We start from the raw sequence: 18,601 nt of genomic DNA on the forward strand, positions 1-18,601 counted from the left end.
AGTGGATCGAGCCGCTCGAGGCGACAGCGGGGCATCGTAGCTATTGATAACTTATGAGGGGTTTTGAGCACCCAACATGTTCTGGCCTGCGGTGATAGTTTTCGTTGGTATTTACATGCTGTTGCTTTTTCGGCCCTTCAACGCGGGCTGTTTCGGTCCGAATGAGTGAGCTCGCCGGCTATTGGATTGCGCTTGGTCTTTAACTCATGTGGTCGATCCTGCGATGGACTGGCTCAGAGGTTCGGACCTCATTCAAGATGTTCTGTGTAGGAGTCGGCGGGTTTTTTAGTGGTGCGCATCCGTGATGACGCGGGCATCATGGGGGAACGGCTCCTGCGCCAGTCACCACGGTGAAGTCAATACTTAGTCAGGCGCGGTCGGGGTCGCGGTCTGAAGGAAGTGGCGGACGGCATCCCGGTTGCGGGTTAGAGCGTCGATGCGGGCTCCCATCTGCTCCACCTCGCGGGCAAGATTGTCCGCAAGCTCCTTGTCCACCTGAGGCCGCAACTCCGGCCCGGAACCGTCAAAGCAAGGCACCACCACACGGATGACGCGTGTGGACAGGCCTGCCGCAAGAAGATCGCGCACCTGCTCCACCTGAACGACTGCAGACTCAGGATAGGTACGGTACCCATTGCCCTCCCTCTCGGGGTGCAACAAATCCTGCTCCTCGTAGTACCGCAAGGCCCTCGGCGTCACACCGGTGCGGAACGCCAATTCACCAATTTTCATGCGCAGATCCACCATCCGCTAGAGACCAACATTGACGTCCTCGCTAAATTTTACCGAATGCCGGCTCCTTGCGACCAACAGGGTAGGGCTTTCACGGCTGTCAGGCAGGAAGTCTCGCTTTTGACATTAACGTCAACGTCAACGTTTATCCTTTGAAGACCAGGCCGGACATCCGCTGGGCCCGGACAACAACCCGCACACCAAACACGCGGGTGGACAAACAAGGAGACCTTCGATGAATGCACCAATCGGCCCTCAGGGAACGGCGCTGGTCGTCGGCGGGACAGGAATTTCCGGCAGTGCGCTCGCCAGTGAACTCGTCGCCCAAGGGTGGCGGACCATCAGTCTGTCCCGGCGTGAGGTTTCTCCCCAGGATGGTATCGAGTCGGTGCGGGCGGATTTGACCGAGCCGCAGTCTGTGCAGGCTGCACTGGCGGGTCTGAATCCTGCGCACGTGTACTTCACGGCCTGGAGCCGGATGCCCACCGAGGCCGAAAATATCTCGGTCAATGCCGGCATGGTCCGCAATGTCCTTGACGCCCTCGGTCCGTCCGGGACGCTGGAGCATGTGGCCCTAGTGACCGGACTCAAGCACTATCTTGGACCATTCGAGGCGTACGGCACGGGCGCGACAAGGGACACCCCGTTCCACGAGGATGAGCCCCGCCTGGACGCACCGAATTTCTACTATGCCCAGGAAGATGAGCTGTGGCGAGCCGCTGATCTCTACGATTTCAGTTGGAGCGTCCACCGTTCGCACACCATGATCGGACATGCCATCGGCAACGCCATGAATCTTGGCCAGACATTGGCCGCCCAGGCAGCACTGTCCCGCGCGGAGGGCACGCCTTTTATCTTCCCCGGCAACGAGGTGCAGTGGAATGGCGTCACGGATGTGACAGACAGTGGGCTGTTGGCCCGCCAGATGGTCTGGGCCGCAACCACCCCAGGCTTGCCGAGCCAGGCCTACAACACAGCGAACGGCGACGTCTTCCGCTGGCGCTGGATGTGGCCACGGATTGCGGAGCTACTCGGCGTGGAAGCCGTGGGCTTCAGCGAACGGCCACGCCCCTTGGAAGAGCAGATGGCCGGCAAAGCCGATGCATGGCGTCAGCTAGTGGAACGCGAGGGTCTGGCCGAGCCAGACCTCTCCCGAGTGGCATCCTGGTGGCACACAGACAGCGACCTTAACCGCCCCGTTGAATGCTTCACCGACATGAGCCGCAGCCGCAATGCCGGGTTCACCGGCCATGCCGACACGCTCGCCTCGTTCGCAGCCTTATTCGACACACTGCGCGCGGAACGGGTTATTCCTGCCTGACGGGCCTCCAGTATGCAGGCCTGGGTCATAGCCAGTTCGTGGAACGCCACCCAATCTGAAATAGCTGTCGCCATCTGGACTGGGCTGCAGGTAACCGCCGGTCGCCGGTGTGGTGGTCACGGCGGCGGAAATTTCTGTCAGCACGGTGTTCGAGAGAAGCCTGTTTTTCTCCAGCACCAGCTCGGTGATGGTGTGCACCAGGACACGCAAGTTACGCGCCATCCCGGCATGTTTCATCGGCAGGGGAGTGTCCCATTTTTTTAGAACTGGGATACCCACCTCCGAGGGAGCCACGCAGAGAATTAAAAGCCAAACCGGGGTCTTGGTAGTAGTGGAAAGGACTTGCACGAGGAGTCCTTTCTAGTAGGGCGGCTTGTGAATAAGGGAAAAAATCGTTTGTGAGTGTTCTTTGGGTTTTGACGGCGTCCGAAAATCGGTCCTTTCCGGATACCTTGGAAACAGACTAACGCTCTGGCTGAACGGCTTGTAGCGGCGAAGGGGCAGGCGGTGCACGAGGCAGCTGGTGCAGCCTAGAAGAGTCGGCACCAGTCGGTTGAAATCGTGTTTTATGCGCTCAGCCTCGTGCAATAGACCATTCTGCGCTCCGCGCAGCAGCACTTACACGCTTGCGAGAACGAGCGCCAATCCGTCTTCTGCGAGAGACCCAGTGACCTCGGACGCCACGGCAAGCAGCTCTTGCGGTGCATGTCCCATTGCAGCGCCCCGCCCGTAAGCGGCTGCCCATTCAAGTAGCTCGAGGTCGTTGAACCCATCGCCGACAGCCAGCACGCGGTCCCGCCCGAAGCCAAGCGCGGCGCGGAGGACCTCTGCTGCGCTGGCCTTGGTGACACCCGCACTGGCAATGTCTAGCCATGCGGTCCAGCCGAGTGTGAACATCACATCTTGTAGCCCCATGCTCTCCACGATCTCTCGGAACTCAGAGAAGGCGCGCTCTGGGGTGATCACGACTATGCGAGCAGCCGGGCCATCAGCGATTTCCTCGACAGCTACGATGCGCTGCTGTTCTGTTGGCTCAGTTGTCGCTGGTGGAAACGGAGCGGTTTAACGGTAGGTGCCGTTTTCCGCCTCGATAGCGATGCTAGCGTCTGGCAAGAATGCTTGGACGAGCGCGAGGACCGGTGCAGGATCGAAAGCGACGGCGTGGATACGGCGGTACCCATCCAGGGTGTTCGCGTCGCGTTGGAGGGTTACCGCCCCGTTGGCACAGACGAGATACTCCGGCCACATGTCAAGGTCGTGCATGACGCTCACAGTGGTGATCCAGGACCGTCCCGTCGTCACCAACAAATGATGTCCTTCCTGCTCCACGCGGCGCAGCTGCTCGAGCACGGCAGGGCTCGCCTGCCCTGCTTCGTCGATTGTTGTCCCATCGAGGTCAATCGCGATGAGCCATTCATCGCGGCTCGGCTGTGAGCGCAAGCCGGTGCTGAGCGTGGGGGGTGGCGGGAATATTGGACTGCGAATCAGACATGGGGAACTCTCCAGGGATGCGTGGGTGGTGGCTTGTGGGGGTTACCTGTAGCGGTACTGCGTGTTCACGGTGGAGCGCGGGGGAAAAGGTTGGCCTCGTTAGGGAAACAAAGCCAACCTTCTCGGTTAGGGATCAGTCGGTGATGACGACGACACTGGAGGGCGCGTCAAGGACTTCCAGTGTGCGCGCGGCAGCTCGGTCGATCTGTACGCGTGGCTCTGCCGGGATGGTCAAGGGATTGTAGGTGCCGGCGCCGTAGAACTGGCCGTAGCTCAGCACGACGCCGCCTTCGGCTAGCACTGAGGACTCGAGCTGCTTGACAGCATCGGCATCGGGTCCGTCGGGCAATTCCCAGGCGACGGTCTGGGCCAGGATCTTCGGGTTTCCTGCTGCCCGTGCGGCCGCGATGATGTTGTCGTTTCCTTCGGTGCGAATGCGCGCGTTAAGGTCGCCAAACTCGGCGATTCTGTTCACGTCGTCCGGGAGGTCAGTGAGCTGGTTGAGGATGATGTCGGGGGCGAAGTCAACAACTGCGGCGATGAGTGCGTCACGGTCGAAGACGTCCACAACGACAGGCTGCGCGCCAAGCTCGGCAAGGAGTTCGGCCTTGTTGTTGGAGCGGGTCATGCCGGCGACAGTGTGGCCCTCGTTAATAAGCAGGGGGATGAGTCGCTGGCCGATAACGCCTGAGGCGCCTGCGAGGAATACTTTGGACATGGTTTTGGCCTTTCTTTGATTTGTTGGTGTGAATTTGAGGCTTATGCCCGCTGGCGGAGCCGCATTTGGGCAATAAGGCTGATGAGGGTGAGCACTACGGTCAACCCGGTGTAGCAAACAACGGAGGGTATCTCTCCGATGAGTGTGACGAGTTGCCCTTCGACGACGATCGGCAGACCGAAAGCGCCGTAGGCGACGATGTAGACGGCTGCGACAATTCCTGCACGTTGGTGAGTGCTAACCAGCGGAATGAGTATTTGGAGTGCCGCGCTAAAGCAGGCCCCGAAACCGATACCAGAGATAGCCTGGCCTACGATCATGAGAGCGAGGCTCCCGGCGAAAACGCCGCCAATGATCGCGACCGCACCCAACAAAGCCGCATAGATGCCGATCAGCATCGCTTGACGGGCGGCCAGCTTCGCAAAGACGAGACTTATTACAGTGGCGACAGCCGGGGCGACGAAGCCTGCAAATCCGCCCCAGAACGCGCTATCGATGCCGAACACGCTGCGGACCATGTTGGGGGCAAGCCCGCCAGAGAGGCCGGCAAGCATCCAGACCGCGGCGACTGCGGGTGCTGCGGAAAGGAACTCCGCACGCGCCACGGCAGGTACTGAGACTCGGGGGATCAGTGAGCGTAACGCGCCGGGGATACGTTGGCTGGTCTCGCGGGAAAAGATGGCCACCAGGAGGCCCGCCACGGTCAGGATGATTAGGGTGACGAACACAACCGTTTTCGCTGCAGGGGTCAGATCCAGCGCAAGGCCAGTGAACAGTGAGCCCAGGGCCAATCCTCCTGTGAGGCTCACACTGCCCAGAACAGTGCCAAGCCTCTTGTGCTTCTCCGGGGACAGCTCCACCATCACTGCGGTGAATGCGGCGGTTGCCGCGCCGCTGGCGATGCCTTGAATGATGCGCCCCGCGATTACAGCGGACACGTCAGTTGCAGTCAGAAAGAGGACGTTCGAGGCGAGCTGTACTATCAGGCCGCCGATCAAGACCGGCCGTCGTCCGATGTGATCGGATAGAGAGCCGAACACGAGAGCTGCGATGAGGAATCCCGCAGCATAGACGGCGAACGCGACATTGAGCATCTCTGGAGCGAATGCGAACCGTTCCTTGTAATCCACAAGTAGTGGTGTCAACGCACCCGCGCCCAGATAGAGGCTCATGAACGCAACGGAGGTTCCGCCCAGCGCCCACCTGGTGGGGAGCACCCGCCGCGAAACCCCCGAGCTTTTCAACGTTGACTGCTGGGTAGACATGAAGGACTCCTTGGTGGGGATCGATTTCCACGGGGCCTGGGTGGTCTCCGCTAGCAACAACATTAGAGGCTAAGAGGACTAGAAATAAGGACCATTTGATGCCTGTATTGCCGGACCACTTGCGTGTTCCTGCGTCAGGGCAACACACGCATCAAAGACTGGAGAGCGGAAGACCATGCGCTGTCAGAGACTGCAGAAAAGTTCACCACGAGGCCGTCGCTCCATAGGCCTGGGCCATCGGCCTGGGGGTGGCGGAACTCAGACAAACCGCTGACAGTCAGCCCTTGCCGCGCTGCCGCTTGCAGCATCCATGATTCCGTTCCTGTGGGAAGCGTCAGTACTGCTTGCAAGCCCGCGGCCATCCCGATGAGCTTGACGTCCTCGGTTTGCATGGAGATTGCATGCAGTAGATCCTCTCGGCGCTGGCGGTAACTGTGCCGCCTACTGCGAACGTGACGGTCGAATGCGCCCGAGGTCAGGAACTCAGTGAAGATCAACTGGTCGAGAACACTCACTGTGTCCACCCGGCCCTTTGCGCGCGTTACGGCTGGCATCAGACGTTCGGGCACGACCATCCATGACAGGCGCAGGGCAGGGGCTATCGACTTACTTGCCGTCCCAAAGTAGACGACGTGATCCGGGTCGAGCCCTTGAAGTGCCCCCACTGGTTTGCGGTCGTAACGGAATTCTCCGTCATAGTCGTCTTCCAGGAGAATGCCGCCGGTCCTACGGGCCCAATCAATAACAGTGGATCGACGTTCGGTTGAGAGCGCATACCCACTTGGAAACTGGTGCGCCGGAGTGAGAGAGAGGGCTGCGGCTGGTGGCAACGTGTCTAGCTCAATGGTGAGAGCACCACCCTCATCTACCTCAATCGGCGGGGTCCTCATCCCCGCATCGCTGAGCAAATCGCGGTAGATACTCAGGCCGTAGGCCTCGACAGCAACAGTGTTCGTGCCCTGCTCTTTGAGGGCTCGCGCCATCACCCCTAGCCCGTGGTGATAGCCAGAACAGATCACAATGCGCCCCGGATCTGCATAAACTCCCCGGACGCGAGACAAGTAATTGGAGAGCGCTTCTCGAAGCTCCATGCGACCCAGTGCATCTCCGTATCCGAATGCGCTATGGGGAGCTGCGGCAAACGCGCGCCGAGCCGCGCCGAGCCACGCAGTTCGAGGAAAGTCCGCATAGTCTGCGGCCCCTGGTCCGAGGCCGTGAGTTGGCTTACTTTGACGAGGCTGCGGAGCGGGAGCAGGTTTCCGGAGCGGCTGAGCCCGCTCCGCAACCTGAGTCCCCGACCCGTGTCTAGCCGTGAGCCATCCCTCTTCAACGAGAGTCGAGTAGCACTCGGTGACGGTACTACGCGCGACACCAAGATCCTGTGCCAGAGTGCGTGACGATGGAAGGCGTGTCCCTGGGGTGAGTCGCCCGGAGCGGACCGCCTCCCGGAGTGCTTCGGTAAGACCGACACGCAACCCCGAGCCCTTCAGTTCCAGGTGTAGATCAACGCCTGACTCCGTGAGAGCCGTCTTGGAAGAAGTGGTCTTGTTATAAGTCATACAAATGGACTTTACCCGTATTCCTCTTTCTTCATATCGTGGATCCATGACAAAAAATGACAACGTCCTCCCCGAGACCCCCGCCCGCTTCGACTGGATGAGTCAGGCACCCGAGGTATTCAAGGCGTTGCTCCGCCTTGACACCGCGGCCAAACAAGGTCTTCCTGACAGCCTGGTCAACTTGATCAAGATCCGAGCTTCGCAGCTTAACCAATGTGCATTCTGTCTCGACATGCACAGTAAAGACGCTCTTGCTGCAGGCGAAACCCCTGAACGGCTGCTTCAGCTCAACGCCTGGTCCGAGTCCAAGCACTTCTATACAGCAATGGAGGTCGCTGCCATCGAACTGACGGATGCAGTGACCTTCCTCGCAAATGGCTTCGTCCCCGATGAGCTCTACAACCGTGTTACCAAGGTTCTTGGAGAGGAAAAGATGGTGAAGGTTATTTCCGTCATCGTCGCCATCAACGCCTTCAACCGTTTCGGTGTCAGCTCGCGCATGGTTCCCGGTCACTACACACCAGGTGGCACTCACTAGGTCCGACGATTCCCGCACGCTCTGTCTCAAAGGCGAGCGTATTCGGTATATCTATTAGCGTTCACCGCGAAATAAGCGACTTGCAATCATGTGGTGAAGATCAGCGCAACGATAGAACATGTTGAGAGCGGCACTATTGAGCAGAAGGAAGTGGACGCCACTGACTAGCAAGCGTTGCGGGGGCGCTATGCGCCACACGGTGGCCGAATGCCAACGCCGGTTGAGTGTAAGAGTTGATCGTTAGACGGGCCACAGGTGCCGCCGAGCTGGTGACAGGCCAACGCTTAGAATGTCGCTGTAGTGTTCTTTTTGAAGTGGCCAACCGTGCAGAGTAGTTCATAGGTTGGCCACTTCATTTTTATGCCCACGATCCATAGCGAGCTATCGGACAAGTTCCCCACGGTCTCTGAGACCAGCCGGGCAGCTCGGGTGAATCAAGAGTAAAATGATAGGGGCAGCATTGTGGGCTGACTAGCTATGCTCGCGGTCGTAGAGCAGTCGGCAGGGAGTTCCCACCGCGTCATACGAAACTCATCCAAATCAGTGCAAAGTGGAGAGTATTTAGTATCACTCATTGTTGCAACAGCACCATACAGAAACAAGTCGAAACAACCAATTGGCGGAGTGAAAAAGGCACATTCAAGGACAGCGGGGTTCATAAACATTGATAACTGATGATTGGTCTTTAGTGCTCAACATGCTCTGACCTGCTGCGATAGTGTTCATTGCTGGTTCCATGCGGTTGTTCTTCGATCCGGGCGGCGCTGGCTGTTTCGGTGCGAATTCGAGAGCTCGCAGGACACTGAACGAGGCGTGGGATTGAACCCATGCAGCCGAGGCGGCGATGGACCAGACCAGATGGTTGCGCCTCACCATGATTCGCTCTGTCGGCGTTCGGAGGGTTGTAGACGGTGCTCATTCGCAGGAGGTGAGTCGTCCATGCCGCTGGGCAAACAGGCTGAGCATGGTGGTTCAATGTTGCTACGGCAATTCCGGCTTCGTCTGCCCGTGGGTGGGGAGACCGAGGGCATCGGTGAGGCGATCGTCGTCGAACATCGCGGAGAGCATTGGCCTTGTCAATGGACTGACGGGGGCTGGGAGTCTGGATTTCAGGATTTGAACGGTGCTGGCCATCAGCTCGGCGCCACCGGGGGAGTAAGCGATGTTCTTGCGCTCGTAGTCGTCGAAGAACTTTTCCGCGTCGGCGAACGTCGAGGGGATAGTTCCTATGTTCATGCGGGCGCCGAGTTCTTGGTAGAAACGAGTTGCTGCCGATTCTTCTGCGGGAGGTGGGACTCGCCAACCGTATGCGCGGGCCCAGCGAATGGGGACAACGAGAAGCGTGAGTAAGACATAGAGGAAATCGTCGTTGTTGCCGGGGACGTGGCGGTGGACGTGGTTGAGTAGACGGATCATGTGGCGGCCGCGGTCGCTGTTCAGTCCGTTGCAGATAAGCTCGTAGGTCACGATGGCCGTGTCGTATGAACGCTTAACGGGGCGCTGGGTGATTTCGCCGTTACGTTGCAATGTTGCGGCGATGCTGGGGATGGCGAAGTTGCGGTAGTAGGCGAGGAAGAAGCCGAGCTCGATGTCCGCGGCGAGGTCGTATAGAACCATCTGGCGGTAGGTAGCTTCCCAGTTTTCTGGGTCTGCTTCTGTTTGGTGGCGGGCGGACGAGGCAAGGCTGGGGTTTGTGCGCATTCGAGACCTCCTGTCGCTGCTGGCGCCAATTGCCTCAGTGCCGTTGGTGGTTGTGAAGAGTAATGGGCTCATTCCATCGTAGAACCGTTGTTCCTGTGTGGCCAGAGGGCTCTGTTCCCCGGCGGTCATGCAATAAGACGGCAATGGCCCGCGCAATAAAATGACGCATTTCGCAGGGCCTCTTGGTGTTGTCATGGTGCCTATGCGAGACGGACCCGCATCGATTTATCACTAGTTCTCGTCGTCAGGGTTCTGCCCACTTCCAGTGGACCCTTCTTCGCCGTTGTCATTTTCTGAGTCCGGTGTCCCATCAAGGAATCCTTCAGCTTGGCGCTTGCCTCGGCTGCGGTGGCCTTGCGCTCTATAGTACTTAGTACGAAGGGACGCACCAGCAACGACTGCTGCCGCAACGCCAAGCCCAGCCAAAGTACCCGTGCCCGCCGCCTTTCTTGAAGCCTGGGTCTATGTGGCAATCGCGACTGGACCCGGCACTTGCGTCGACCGAGTGATGATTGTCGGGGCGTTGCCAGGATCACTACGCCATGCGAACAAGCGTACGTCTTGACTCGCTGTTATGCAGCAGCCATACTGAAGTATGCCCCGGTGGATGCACTAGTCGGTGGCCTTTTGCCCAGCCCTAGGAGGAGACCTGCCATGACCGAAGTGGCGTTTGATATTAACCGCAATGTAGAGATGTTCCGGGTGAATCGCGCGGACAATTTGGCTGCGGCCCCCGGCCAGACGTTGAATGCCCGCCGTATCTCCGGTGTTAGCAAAGAAAACAGCCCAGCTGAGGGCCTCTGGTTCGGCAAGGTCTACACCGGCCCCGGTGAGATATCGGATGCCCACCACCATGGTGAAGCCAATACGGGTGGCTATGTTCTCAAGGGTCGTGGCTTCATTCGCTACGGCGAGGGCTACAGCCAGATTGTGTATCTGGAAGAGGGCGACTTCGTCTTCGTTCCGCCTTACATGCCGCATATTGAAGGCAATGCCAGCAAGACTGAAGAGCTGATCTGGATGACTACCCGGACGCCGGACAACATTGTTGTCAATCTGCACGACCAAGACATCGCGGAACTCGAAATCGACTACCGCTCCTGATCCCTTGGAACGAGAATAGGGGGTGGCTGCCGACGGGCAGCCACCCCCTATTCTCGTGTTTGGACTGGGCCTAGGCCCATGGGCAGGTCACGACAGTCACGAGAATGGGAGTCTCGGGCAAGGCAGATAATTCCTGTCGCTCCGACCCCATGTCCTCCTGGCGCCAAGAGCTGCGCACAATCCATTCATTGGCGGACGCCGCGCGCAGTTTTTAGGACTCAGCTTCGTCTCGCGGCGGGATCATTCCCTGCGTCGGCGGGCTCGCCCAACCCCCTAGCGGCCAGCGCCTCTCCGGTTTGGTGGGCATAGGCAACCGTGGCAATAACGACGGGCAGGGACCGGGCCAACAGGTTCCGTTCCAGGCCGCGGGCCTGTGCAGCGTCACGAACATCGTCAAAGGCGCCGATGACAAAAGGAATGCTGCGCAACATCAGGGCAACCGTGAGCGAGAACCTGTCAGGGTCGGCGCCAAAGCGTTGCAGCGGCCTCACAACGGATGCCAGACCGTCCAGCAATTCGTCCACGGGAGTGGTCGCGGTTAGAAGGTTTGACACCAACACCGTGGCAACAATGGCGGCAATGACTTGCCAAGCCACCATGGGGCCGTGCTGCCAGCACTGATACGCGGCAATCAACACCAGAAAGACCAGCATCATGCGCACGGGCCGCCACAGGCGCAGCGCCGGGAGACCGGAGCGAAGGTGTACGAGGACGACGGTGGCGAGCACCGCTGTCGTGGTCCAGAAGCCCGTCAGTACGGATATTGCGGAAGAGGTGAAGCAAAGGACGGCGACGGCCAGCAGGAGCGCGGCCTTGAGCCACAGCGGCATCCTGTGCAGCAGCGAGGACCCCGGCACATGGCCCGCCACCAAGTGGGAGTGCCCGCGCATCAGCCCACCAGCTGCAAATAGTGCGCCACGGCATCGTTGGGCCGGCCGTCAAAGGCGATGGCGCCGTCGTCAATCACCAACACGCGATCAAAGTCAGCCGCAAGCGACAAATCGTGTGTGGACATGACCACTTGTTGCGGCAACACTGCCAGTCGGTCCTTGAGCAGCTGGGTGTTGCGAAAGTCAAGGAGGGTCGAGGGCTCGTCCAGGACAAGGACGGAAGGCTCGACGGCGAGGACGGTCGCCAACGCGGTCAGCTGGCGTTCCCCGCCCGAGAGTTCGTAAATGCTGCTGTGGGCAAGGTGATCGACCCCGAAATCCGCAAGCACCCCCTCGGCCGCGCGCCGGCGCGCAGATTTGGCCAGCTTCAGCCGCCGCAGGGACAGCTCCACGTCCTCCAGCGGTGTCGGCATGACCAACTGCGACCACGGGTCCGTAAACACGAATCCCACGGTGCGCCGGACTGCCGAACTCTCCGTCAATGTGTTCAAACCATTGACGCGAACGGTTCCGGTACTCGGCAGAACCAAGCCGTTGAGCAGTCGCAGCAGCGTGGACTTGCCCGAGCCGTTGGCCCCGATCACGGCGATGCGCTGTTCGGTGAGGGTAAGCGAGAACGGGTGGAGGATGGTCTTCTGCTCCGTGCCAGCTGCACCGGTGCCGGCAATGCTGACCCCCGCCGATTCAAAAACTATGGTGCTCATCGGCGGCGGCGAACCAGCAGGTCGGGGAAGGCCCGATGAATGCTCAGAGCGATAATGACCGCCAACGCATTCTTGAGCAGATCCCCCGGGATGTAGACGGCATCGGCGATGACAGCCGGCGCCAGGCCCATGCCCATGGCCATAAAGCCAACAATCCCGCTGGCGTGGGTGACCACCATCCCGATCGTGGCGGCGCCGAACAGCGCTGCACCCTTGAACCGCATGCGCAATGCCCACGGGGCCAGGAGACCAATGACGGCAACGCCCAGAATGAAGCCCAGGATATATCCAGCGGACGGACTGGCCAGCACAGCCGGGCCGGCCCGGAATCCACTGAAGATGGGCAGCCCGATCAAGCCGATCAGTATGTACAAAGACACAGCCGCCGTGCCCCGGCCGAAGCCCAGCACCAGGCCGCACAGGCTGACCACGAGCGTTTGCAGGGTCAACGCCACACCGAACGGGCCAACGTTGATGCCGGGTACGGCCACGGATGCGGCCAGCAGGGAGGCGAAGACGGCGATCATGGCCAGGTCAGTGGCGTTCCAGCGGCGGCGGATCTTCAGTTGCGTCGTCGGGAGCGGCAGGCCGGGCGCGGCGGTGGCGATGACGCCGGGCCGCCTGATTTTGTTCAGAGATGAATTATTCATTGCACTGCTTTCTTCAGGCTTGGACTTCCCCAGGTCCCAAGCACGGCTTAGAAGGACCGGGGCAGGCCCAGATGTTTCTCTCCGATGTAGTTGCGCGTCATTTCGTCCGTCAATGGTGCGAATGTGTAGAGTCGGGCGTCGCGGAAGTAGCGCTGCATGGGCAACCCCCGGAAGAATCCCCAGCCAGCCATGATTCGCATGCCAACATCGGTGGTCGTGGTGGCCGCATCTGAAGCGGCGAGCTTCGCCATGGCGGACCAAGTCTCATTGGTACTCGGCCCGGTGTCGGATGCTTCTGCGGCTTGGCGAAGGAGGAGCCGGGCGGACTCGATTTTGACACTGGCATCAACGAGGTTGTGCTGAAGGCCTTGGAATGAACCCACAGCACGGCCAAAGGCGTGACGTTGCTGGGCCCAGCCAATGGCAGTTTCCATTGCACCGCGGGCAATCCCCAAAGCCACGGCGGCTCCATTCAGGCGCTCGCCGTTGAGTGTGTTCAGAACCTGACGAAACCCATTGTCCACTTCGCCCAGAACATTCGCGGCAGGGACGCGGACGTCATCGAGGAATACATCGTATTGGGCTAGCCCGCGTATGCCCATGGTGTCGATAACGTCTGTGCGGATTCCCGGCATGGAACGGGGGACGAGGAACATGGTGATTCCGTCAATGGCGGAGCGTGCGACCTCGCTGGTCCGCGCCAGGAGGATGAGGTAATCCGCGTCCATTGCCCCGCCGATCCACTTCTTCTGACCCGAGATGGAATAGCTTCCATCTTCCAAGAGGGTGGCGCGAGTTTTCATGGCGCGTGCAACGTCGGTCCCGCCATCGGGCTCGCTGAGCCCGAACGACATCTTGGCCTTTCCGGCGTGCAGGGGAGCCAAGAACTCGTTCTGCTGCTCTCCAGTGCCGTAACTATGGAGGAGTTGGACGCCCATATACTGGACCACCATGCTGACTCCCACTGACGTGGGGCCGGCACCGAGCTCCTCGAGGACCACGGCCTGTGACTGGTGCTTGGGGCCGGGGCCGTGCAGTTCGCCGTCGAGCTTTAGCAGTCCTGCTGCCGCGATTTCGCGGAAGAGTTCAACATCGTACTCTTCCGCCTCGTCGAACTTGTTGAGTCGTTCTGGAGTGACATGTTCGGAAAGAACTTCCCGGACTCGCTTGCGCAGGGCTGCCAATTCGGGGGACTCGGCGATGTCGGCAGGAGCTGCCGGGACGAAATTCTCTTGAATAGTCATGGCTACTTCTTTTTGATGATGAAGCTGCTGCTGAAAGTCATGACAACTGAGTCGTCCTGTTTCAGTACGGAGTAATTTATTTTCCAGATGCCTTGTTCCGGCTTCTTCGTTTCGCGTGCCACATCCACTGTGGCGCTGACACATATGGTGTCACCAATGAAGACCGGGGCAAGCGCGCGCACCTCATCGAGTCCAAGCCAGGCCACCACATTGCTGAAGTAACCGGTCTGGGTCATGAGTCCCAATCCCAGCGACATGGTCAACGGACCATGAGCTACTCGCTGACCAAACGGCGTCGTTGCCGCATAGGTCTCATCAAGGTGGAGAGAAACGAGGTCACCGGTCAGTCCGGCCCACTGGACGAGGTGCGCATCGGTGATCGTCATTCCCGCTGTCTCGATGACGTCTCCCGTGACCAGGTCTTCCCAGAAGTGGTTCGGGCGGCCTTTCGGGACTGGGGCGGTGGTGGCAGTGGGCTGAGGGTCAATGGCTTGCATGTGTCTCTCCTATTCGATCAAAACGGGACGAACGCCCATCGGCATCATAAGTCCCTGTCCAGTAAGACTAGACTAGCGTACGCTTGTTCGTATACTAATAGAGAACACCAACTCTTCTTACTGGAGGCTCAACATGAGTGAAGCTACGATCGTCGCCCCTGTGCTGGACATCGAAGTCCCGGCACCCACAGTGCATGAACAACTGACTGAGAAGCTCGCCTCGGCCCGCCTTGGCGGTTCCGAGAAGAACCGCAAGAAAATCGTCGATTCAGGCAAGCTCCTGGTCCGGCAGCGCCTGGCCATACTTTTTGATGATGAAAACTACATTGAAGACGGCCTGCTGGCCCGTTACGAGGAAGGCCTGCCCGGTGACGCCGTGGTCATAGCCTTCGGTCGTGTGGATGGGCGCGAGGTATGCGTCATTGCCAACGACTACTCCGTCAAGGCCGGTACGTGGGGTAACCGAACGTTTGAAAAAATTACTCAGGCTCAGAAGAACGCGGATGCCGCCGGCATCCCGATCGTCTACCTCTTTGACTCTGCGGGCGCTCGTATTGACGAGCAATTCGAGAGCTTTGCGGGACGCCACGCGTGGGGCAACATTTTCTACAACCAGGTTCAGATGTCCGGCCGTGTGCCCCAGGTTTGTGCCCTCTTTGGCCCGTCTCCCGCCGGTTCTGCTTATGTCCCCGCCCTCTGCGACATGACCATCATGGTCCGCGGCCACGCTACCGCATACCTGGGCTCACCGCGTCTGGCCGAGATGGTGACCGGTGAAAAGGTCACCTTGGAGGAAATGGGCGGTGCCGAAATGCACTGCACAGTCTCCGGCCTTGGCGACGTTCTGGTCGAGGACGACGAGGAAGCCTTGAACGCCATCCGTGTCTGGCTCTCCTTCCTTCCTGCCAACTGGGAGACCCCGGCACCCATGGCGCCAGCCGTCGAACCTCGTCCTGGCCGGACGCTGGAGGACATTGTTCCGCTCCGCGAAGCCGAAGTCTTCGACATGGAGGAATTCGTCGAGTCCCTCGTCGATGAGGGATCGTGGTTCCCCTACAAGGAGCTGTTCGCACCGGAAATGCTCACCGGCTTCGCCCGAATCAATGGCCGTTCCGTTGGCTTGGTGGGCAATCAGCCCACTCATATGGGCGGATCGATCTTCCCCGATTCCTCGGACAAGGCAGCCCGCTTCATCTGGATCTGCAACGCCTACAACATCCCCATTGTCTTCCTGGTGGACATTGCCGGCTACATGATTGGCTCGGAAGTCGAGCGCCAGGGCATCATTCGGCATGGCGCCAAAATGATCTTCGCTGTATCCGAATGCCGGGTTCCCCGCATTACTGTTCTGGTGCGCAAGGCCTACGGTGGAGGCTACCTAGCCATGTCCGGTGCCCCGATGAACCCGGATGCGGTCATCGCTTTGCCTACGGCCCGGCCGGCACTGATGGGCCCGGATGCCGCTGTCAACGGCATCTACTACAACCAGATCCACGAGATCGAGGACCCTGCAGAGCGCCGGGCCTTCATCGCGGAAAAGCAGGCTGAGTATGCCGAGGGGATCGACGTTTTCAAGATTGCCAACGCCAATGCTGTCGAGGCTGTGGTTCCTGCCAACGAGCTGCGCTCCGACCTGACGCGGCGGCTGGGCCTGTACTCCAAGCGCAAGATGGTTCCGGTGGAGCGGCGCCAAGCTGTGACCCCGGTCTAGGAAGATTGAAAATGATCAAGGTCGTGGCAGTCATCAAGGCCAAGCCGGAACTGTCCCGGGAGGAATTCCTGCACTTCTGGAACGTGGAACACCCCGACTACGTGCGTAAACTGCCGGGGATCCTTCGGTACCGGCAGAATCCCGCGATCGATCACCGAAAACCCTGGCCCTACAGCGGTATGGCTGAGTTGTGGTTCGCATCGGTCGCCGACGTCAAAGTTGCCTACGAGGGTCCCGAAGGCAAGGAGCTTTTTGATCACGAGCACCACTTTCTCGCGGACATGGAGTGGTTTCTGGCCGAAGAAGTCGATGTTCCACTGACTCCGGGGGAGTGAGCCGTGCCCAAAAGGATTACCTATCTTCAGGCTCGTACGGACAAAAACCTGGATGTATTCCGGGCGCATTGGTCAACCACGCATGCGGACATCGCCCGTGAACTTCCTGGAGTGTCAGCTTACCGGCAGAACCACGTGCTGGAGTCCAGTCTCGAGCCGAAAATCGATAGGCCGTACCTTGTGGACGGCATTGTTGAGTTATGGTTTGCCGACGAAGGAGTAGTGCAGGCCGGGTTTGCTTCTGAGGTTGCCGACAAGTTAATTATTGACGAACCGGAATTCCTCAGTGGGCTGACAGGCGGGCCGGTAACAGCGGGTTCTGCACAGACACGCTGGCCGTATAAGTTGTGGCTGCTGGCTCGCTGGAATTTGGCGGCGGAGCCCGACCCCTGCGCGGTGGAGCGTTGGACGAGGCAACAATTTGAACAGTACGACGGCGCCCTTGGCTGGGGTGTGAATGTCCTAGTTCCGGGGGCAGAACTATTGCGTCGGTCAGCGCTGCTCAGCGAGGCCCAGATTCCGGAGGTTGCTGTTGCTATCGGCTTTTCTGAGGAGGTACTGGCGCGGGAGGCGGTCCGAGGCGTTGAGCTGCATCTGGACAGTGCGCCAGAGGCCCTGACAACGATTCACGTGTACCTTGCTGAGGAACTTGTCATCATCTAGATTGCCATCTCGCGACCGTATGTTCAGTGGCACTAGGAAGGATTCCAGGCATGACCCGAGTTGGAATGGTGATTCGTTTTTGCATGCTCGGGCTAGCCTGGGGCTCCAGCTTCCTGATGATGAAGCTTGCGGTGGGAGGACTTTCGCCCGGGCAGGTCGTGTTGGGGAGGCTTGGCTTGGGTGCGCTGACGCTTTGCCTGCTCTTAGTCCTGACTCGGCGTGCATGGCCTCGGCACCCCAAACTCTGGCTGCATCTGGCGGTAACCGCTGGAATCGGCTGTGTTCTGCCGTTTCTGCTATTTGCGTGGGCGGCTGAACGTATCCCCAGCGGACTCTCCAGCGTTCTCAATTCAGGCACGCCGCTGGCCACGGCAGTGGTTACGGCTGTGGCGCTGCGCCAGGAAAAGGTGACTCTACGGAAGGCCAGCGGCATCGTGATTGGCGCCGTGGGGATCCTTGTAGTGCTCTCACCATGGCGCTTTTATTCAGCCGGCGCCATCGATCTCTGGGGACAGTTGGCGTGTCTAGGTGCCGTGCTCTGCTTCGGCATTGTCTTTTCGTACACGAAGAAATACGTGTCTGCTTACGGGGCCGATCCCATTGGCGTTCCTGCCGTGCAGATGCTTCTAGCGGCGCTGATGATGCTGGTTCTTGCTCCGTTCATTGCCACGGGGCCAGTTTCGATAACGGTACCGGTGATTATTGGCATGCTGCTGCTTGGCATAGTCAGTACTGGCCTCGCTTATGTCTGGAACTTCCAGATCATTGCACAGTGGGGTGCCACCGCGGCTTCGACAGTCGCCTATATTACGCCTCTGGTGGGTGTAGCGCTGGGCGCGCTGGTGCTCCGGGAGGAAATCAGTTGGAACCAGATCATTGGTGCCGGCGTGGTTATCGGCGGGATTGTTCTGGGACAGTCAGGTTCTGGGGCGCTTCAGCAAACCCTTGTCATGAAGAAAGAGGCTGCCAAGTGATTGGACCGGAAGATTTTGACGACATCAGGAACCTGAAGGCCGACTATTTCAGGCACCTGGATGCCAAACGCTGGTCGAATCTGAGATCTCTGTTCCATGCCGATGCCACGTTCGGTGGTTTTCCCTTTGACAGCGGCAATGCTGATGAATTCGTCAGTGGTGTCTCGGAGCATCTTCAAGGTGTCGAATCAGTTCACCAAGGGTTTATGCCCCGGCTGGCGCCCATGGGCTATGACTGCATCCACGGGATCTGGTCGATGCATGACTATTTGATCTGGCCAGGCGACAGCCGGGCATATCGGGGCGCCACGATCCCTGGACTCTATGGAATCCGCGGCTATGGCTTCTATGAGGAGGAATACCGGCCGCTTAACGGGGTTTGGCGCATTGCGACCATGCGGCTTGTCAGGACAAGGATCGATCTGCTGGTGGGTGAACCGGTGCACCGCCCAATGCAGGACCTGATTGCACCGGACCCCGACTGGATACCCGGGGCCTAGCGCA

General features: G+C 59.5%; 21 protein-coding genes. 8 read left to right on the plus strand and 13 right to left on the minus strand.

What is annotated here, in order from left to right; all coding sequences use genetic code 11:
• Window positions 1–363: 363 nt before the first annotated feature.
• Window positions 364–732 carry a MerR family transcriptional regulator gene (locus art_RS16415; protein ID WP_038470672.1) on the minus strand — a complete coding sequence of 123 codons (369 nt, stop codon included), beginning with the start codon at window positions 730–732 and terminating at the stop codon, window positions 364–366.
• Between the two features lie 235 nt (window positions 733–967).
• Between art_RS16415 and art_RS16420 the strand changes: the two genes are divergently transcribed.
• The gene (locus art_RS16420; protein ID WP_038466560.1) at window positions 968–2,053 is read left to right on the plus strand and encodes an SDR family oxidoreductase; all 1,086 of its coding nucleotides are present in this window, start codon (window positions 968–970) and stop codon (window positions 2,051–2,053) included.
• On the opposite strand, the gene art_RS22370 is transcribed toward art_RS16420, so the two are convergent.
• The 6 genes from art_RS22370 to art_RS16440 form a co-directional block, all read right to left on the minus strand.
• Window positions 2,012–2,401, minus strand: coding sequence for a hypothetical protein (locus tag art_RS22370; protein WP_157875321.1), 390 nt, complete (start codon window positions 2,399–2,401; stop codon window positions 2,012–2,014). The two genes, art_RS16420 and art_RS22370, sit on opposite strands and share 42 nt — an antisense overlap.
• A 270-nt stretch (window positions 2,402–2,671) precedes the next feature.
• Window positions 2,672–3,067, minus strand: a complete 396-nt coding sequence (locus art_RS21195; protein ID WP_082000364.1) for an HAD hydrolase family protein — start codon at window positions 3,065–3,067, stop codon at window positions 2,672–2,674.
• Window positions 3,068–3,115: 48 nt separating this feature from the next.
• Window positions 3,116–3,493, minus strand: a complete 378-nt coding sequence (locus art_RS21800) for an HAD family hydrolase (protein ID WP_157875322.1) — start codon at window positions 3,491–3,493, stop codon at window positions 3,116–3,118.
• 184 nt (window positions 3,494–3,677) lie between these two features.
• The gene (locus art_RS16430; protein ID WP_038466563.1) at window positions 3,678–4,262 is read right to left on the minus strand and encodes an NAD(P)-dependent oxidoreductase; all 585 of its coding nucleotides are present in this window, start codon (window positions 4,260–4,262) and stop codon (window positions 3,678–3,680) included.
• A 41-nt stretch (window positions 4,263–4,303) separates the two neighbouring features.
• Window positions 4,304–5,527 carry an MFS transporter gene (locus tag art_RS16435; protein ID WP_052136993.1) on the minus strand — a complete coding sequence of 408 codons (1,224 nt, stop codon included), beginning with the start codon at window positions 5,525–5,527 and terminating at the stop codon, window positions 4,304–4,306.
• 134 nt (window positions 5,528–5,661) lie between these two features.
• Complete coding sequence (locus art_RS16440) at window positions 5,662–7,134, minus strand: PLP-dependent aminotransferase family protein (protein ID WP_367643742.1); 1,473 nt, start codon at window positions 7,132–7,134, stop codon at window positions 5,662–5,664.
• Here art_RS16440 and art_RS16445 point away from each other — a divergent pair.
• The gene (locus art_RS16445) at window positions 7,133–7,624 is read left to right on the plus strand and encodes a carboxymuconolactone decarboxylase family protein (protein WP_038466570.1); all 492 of its coding nucleotides are present in this window, start codon (window positions 7,133–7,135) and stop codon (window positions 7,622–7,624) included. The two genes, art_RS16440 and art_RS16445, sit on opposite strands and share 2 nt — an antisense overlap.
• Before the next feature lie 981 nt (window positions 7,625–8,605).
• Here art_RS16445 and art_RS16450 read toward each other — a convergent pair.
• The gene (locus art_RS16450; protein ID WP_052136674.1) at window positions 8,606–9,325 is read right to left on the minus strand and encodes an oxygenase MpaB family protein; all 720 of its coding nucleotides are present in this window, start codon (window positions 9,323–9,325) and stop codon (window positions 8,606–8,608) included.
• A 654-nt stretch (window positions 9,326–9,979) separates the two neighbouring features.
• Between art_RS16450 and art_RS16455 the strand changes: the two genes are divergently transcribed.
• Entirely contained in the window at window positions 9,980–10,429 is a 450-nt protein-coding gene (locus art_RS16455; protein WP_082000367.1) for a cupin domain-containing protein, read from the plus strand.
• Between the two features lie 218 nt (window positions 10,430–10,647).
• On the opposite strand, the gene art_RS16460 is transcribed toward art_RS16455, so the two are convergent.
• Genes art_RS16460 through art_RS16480 form a run of 5 tightly spaced genes read right to left on the minus strand, consistent with a single transcriptional unit; the run spans window position 10,648 to window position 14,414 of the window.
• Window positions 10,648–11,319, minus strand: a complete 672-nt coding sequence (locus art_RS16460; protein ID WP_038466573.1) for an energy-coupling factor transporter transmembrane protein EcfT — start codon at window positions 11,317–11,319, stop codon at window positions 10,648–10,650.
• Window positions 11,319–12,023, minus strand: coding sequence for an energy-coupling factor ABC transporter ATP-binding protein (locus tag art_RS16465; protein WP_038466576.1), 705 nt, complete (start codon window positions 12,021–12,023; stop codon window positions 11,319–11,321). The genes art_RS16460 and art_RS16465 overlap by 1 nt, the downstream gene beginning before the upstream one ends.
• Window positions 12,020–12,673, minus strand: a complete 654-nt coding sequence (locus art_RS16470) for a biotin transporter BioY (protein WP_082000368.1) — start codon at window positions 12,671–12,673, stop codon at window positions 12,020–12,022. Before art_RS16470 ends, art_RS16465 begins: the two co-directional genes overlap by 4 nt.
• Before the next feature lie 47 nt (window positions 12,674–12,720).
• Window positions 12,721–13,917 (minus strand): acyl-CoA dehydrogenase family protein, encoded by a 1,197-nt coding sequence (locus art_RS16475; protein WP_052136675.1) that lies wholly within the window; start codon window positions 13,915–13,917, stop codon window positions 12,721–12,723.
• 2 nt (window positions 13,918–13,919) lie between these two features.
• Window positions 13,920–14,414, minus strand: coding sequence for a MaoC/PaaZ C-terminal domain-containing protein (locus art_RS16480; RefSeq protein ID WP_038466579.1), 495 nt, complete (start codon window positions 14,412–14,414; stop codon window positions 13,920–13,922).
• Window positions 14,415–14,547: 133 nt separating this feature from the next.
• Between art_RS16480 and art_RS16485 the strand changes: the two genes are divergently transcribed.
• Genes art_RS16485 through art_RS16505 form a run of 5 tightly spaced genes read left to right on the plus strand, consistent with a single transcriptional unit; the run spans window position 14,548 to window position 18,597 of the window.
• The gene (locus art_RS16485) at window positions 14,548–16,125 is read left to right on the plus strand and encodes an acyl-CoA carboxylase subunit beta (protein ID WP_038466582.1); all 1,578 of its coding nucleotides are present in this window, start codon (window positions 14,548–14,550) and stop codon (window positions 16,123–16,125) included.
• An 11-nt stretch (window positions 16,126–16,136) separates the two neighbouring features.
• Complete coding sequence (locus art_RS16490; RefSeq protein ID WP_038466585.1) at window positions 16,137–16,460, plus strand: EthD family reductase; 324 nt, start codon at window positions 16,137–16,139, stop codon at window positions 16,458–16,460.
• Window positions 16,461–16,463: 3 nt separating this feature from the next.
• On the plus strand, window positions 16,464–17,123 hold the full coding sequence (locus art_RS16495) for an EthD family reductase (protein WP_082000369.1): 660 nt from the start codon (window positions 16,464–16,466) through the stop codon (window positions 17,121–17,123).
• Window positions 17,124–17,173: 50 nt separating this feature from the next.
• The gene (locus art_RS16500; protein ID WP_038466591.1) at window positions 17,174–18,097 is read left to right on the plus strand and encodes a DMT family transporter; all 924 of its coding nucleotides are present in this window, start codon (window positions 17,174–17,176) and stop codon (window positions 18,095–18,097) included.
• Entirely contained in the window at window positions 18,094–18,597 is a 504-nt protein-coding gene (locus art_RS16505) for a nuclear transport factor 2 family protein (protein ID WP_038466594.1), read from the plus strand. Before art_RS16500 ends, art_RS16505 begins: the two co-directional genes overlap by 4 nt.
• Window positions 18,598–18,601: the final 4 nt, after the last annotated feature.

The organism is Arthrobacter sp. PAMC 25486 (assembly GCF_000785535.1).
GTDB lineage: Bacteria > Actinomycetota > Actinomycetes > Actinomycetales > Micrococcaceae > Specibacter.

Coding starts and splice junctions, on each gene's coding strand:
- art_RS16450 (WP_052136674.1), bottom strand. CDS start 9,325: ATGCGCACAAACCCCAGCCTTGCCTCGTCCGCCCGCCACCAAACAGAA.
- art_RS16475 (WP_052136675.1), bottom strand. CDS start 13,917: ATGACTATTCAAGAGAATTTCGTCCCGGCAGCTCCTGCCGACATCGCC.
- art_RS16440 (WP_367643742.1), bottom strand. CDS start 7,134: ATGGATCCACGATATGAAGAAAGAGGAATACGGGTAAAGTCCATTTGT.
- art_RS16485 (WP_038466582.1), top strand. CDS start 14,548: ATGAGTGAAGCTACGATCGTCGCCCCTGTGCTGGACATCGAAGTCCCG.
- art_RS16415 (WP_038470672.1), bottom strand. CDS start 732: ATGAAAATTGGTGAATTGGCGTTCCGCACCGGTGTGACGCCGAGGGCC.
- art_RS16470 (WP_082000368.1), bottom strand. CDS start 12,673: ATGAATAATTCATCTCTGAACAAAATCAGGCGGCCCGGCGTCATCGCC.
- art_RS16480 (WP_038466579.1), bottom strand. CDS start 14,414: ATGCAAGCCATTGACCCTCAGCCCACTGCCACCACCGCCCCAGTCCCG.
- art_RS16445 (WP_038466570.1), top strand. CDS start 7,133: ATGACAAAAAATGACAACGTCCTCCCCGAGACCCCCGCCCGCTTCGAC.
- art_RS16500 (WP_038466591.1), top strand. CDS start 17,174: ATGACCCGAGTTGGAATGGTGATTCGTTTTTGCATGCTCGGGCTAGCC.
- art_RS16435 (WP_052136993.1), bottom strand. CDS start 5,527: ATGTCTACCCAGCAGTCAACGTTGAAAAGCTCGGGGGTTTCGCGGCGG.
- art_RS16460 (WP_038466573.1), bottom strand. CDS start 11,319: ATGCGCGGGCACTCCCACTTGGTGGCGGGCCATGTGCCGGGGTCCTCG.
- art_RS16490 (WP_038466585.1), top strand. CDS start 16,137: ATGATCAAGGTCGTGGCAGTCATCAAGGCCAAGCCGGAACTGTCCCGG.
- art_RS16420 (WP_038466560.1), top strand. CDS start 968: ATGAATGCACCAATCGGCCCTCAGGGAACGGCGCTGGTCGTCGGCGGG.
- art_RS16455 (WP_082000367.1), top strand. CDS start 9,980: ATGACCGAAGTGGCGTTTGATATTAACCGCAATGTAGAGATGTTCCGG.
- art_RS16465 (WP_038466576.1), bottom strand. CDS start 12,023: ATGAGCACCATAGTTTTTGAATCGGCGGGGGTCAGCATTGCCGGCACC.
- art_RS16430 (WP_038466563.1), bottom strand. CDS start 4,262: ATGTCCAAAGTATTCCTCGCAGGCGCCTCAGGCGTTATCGGCCAGCGA.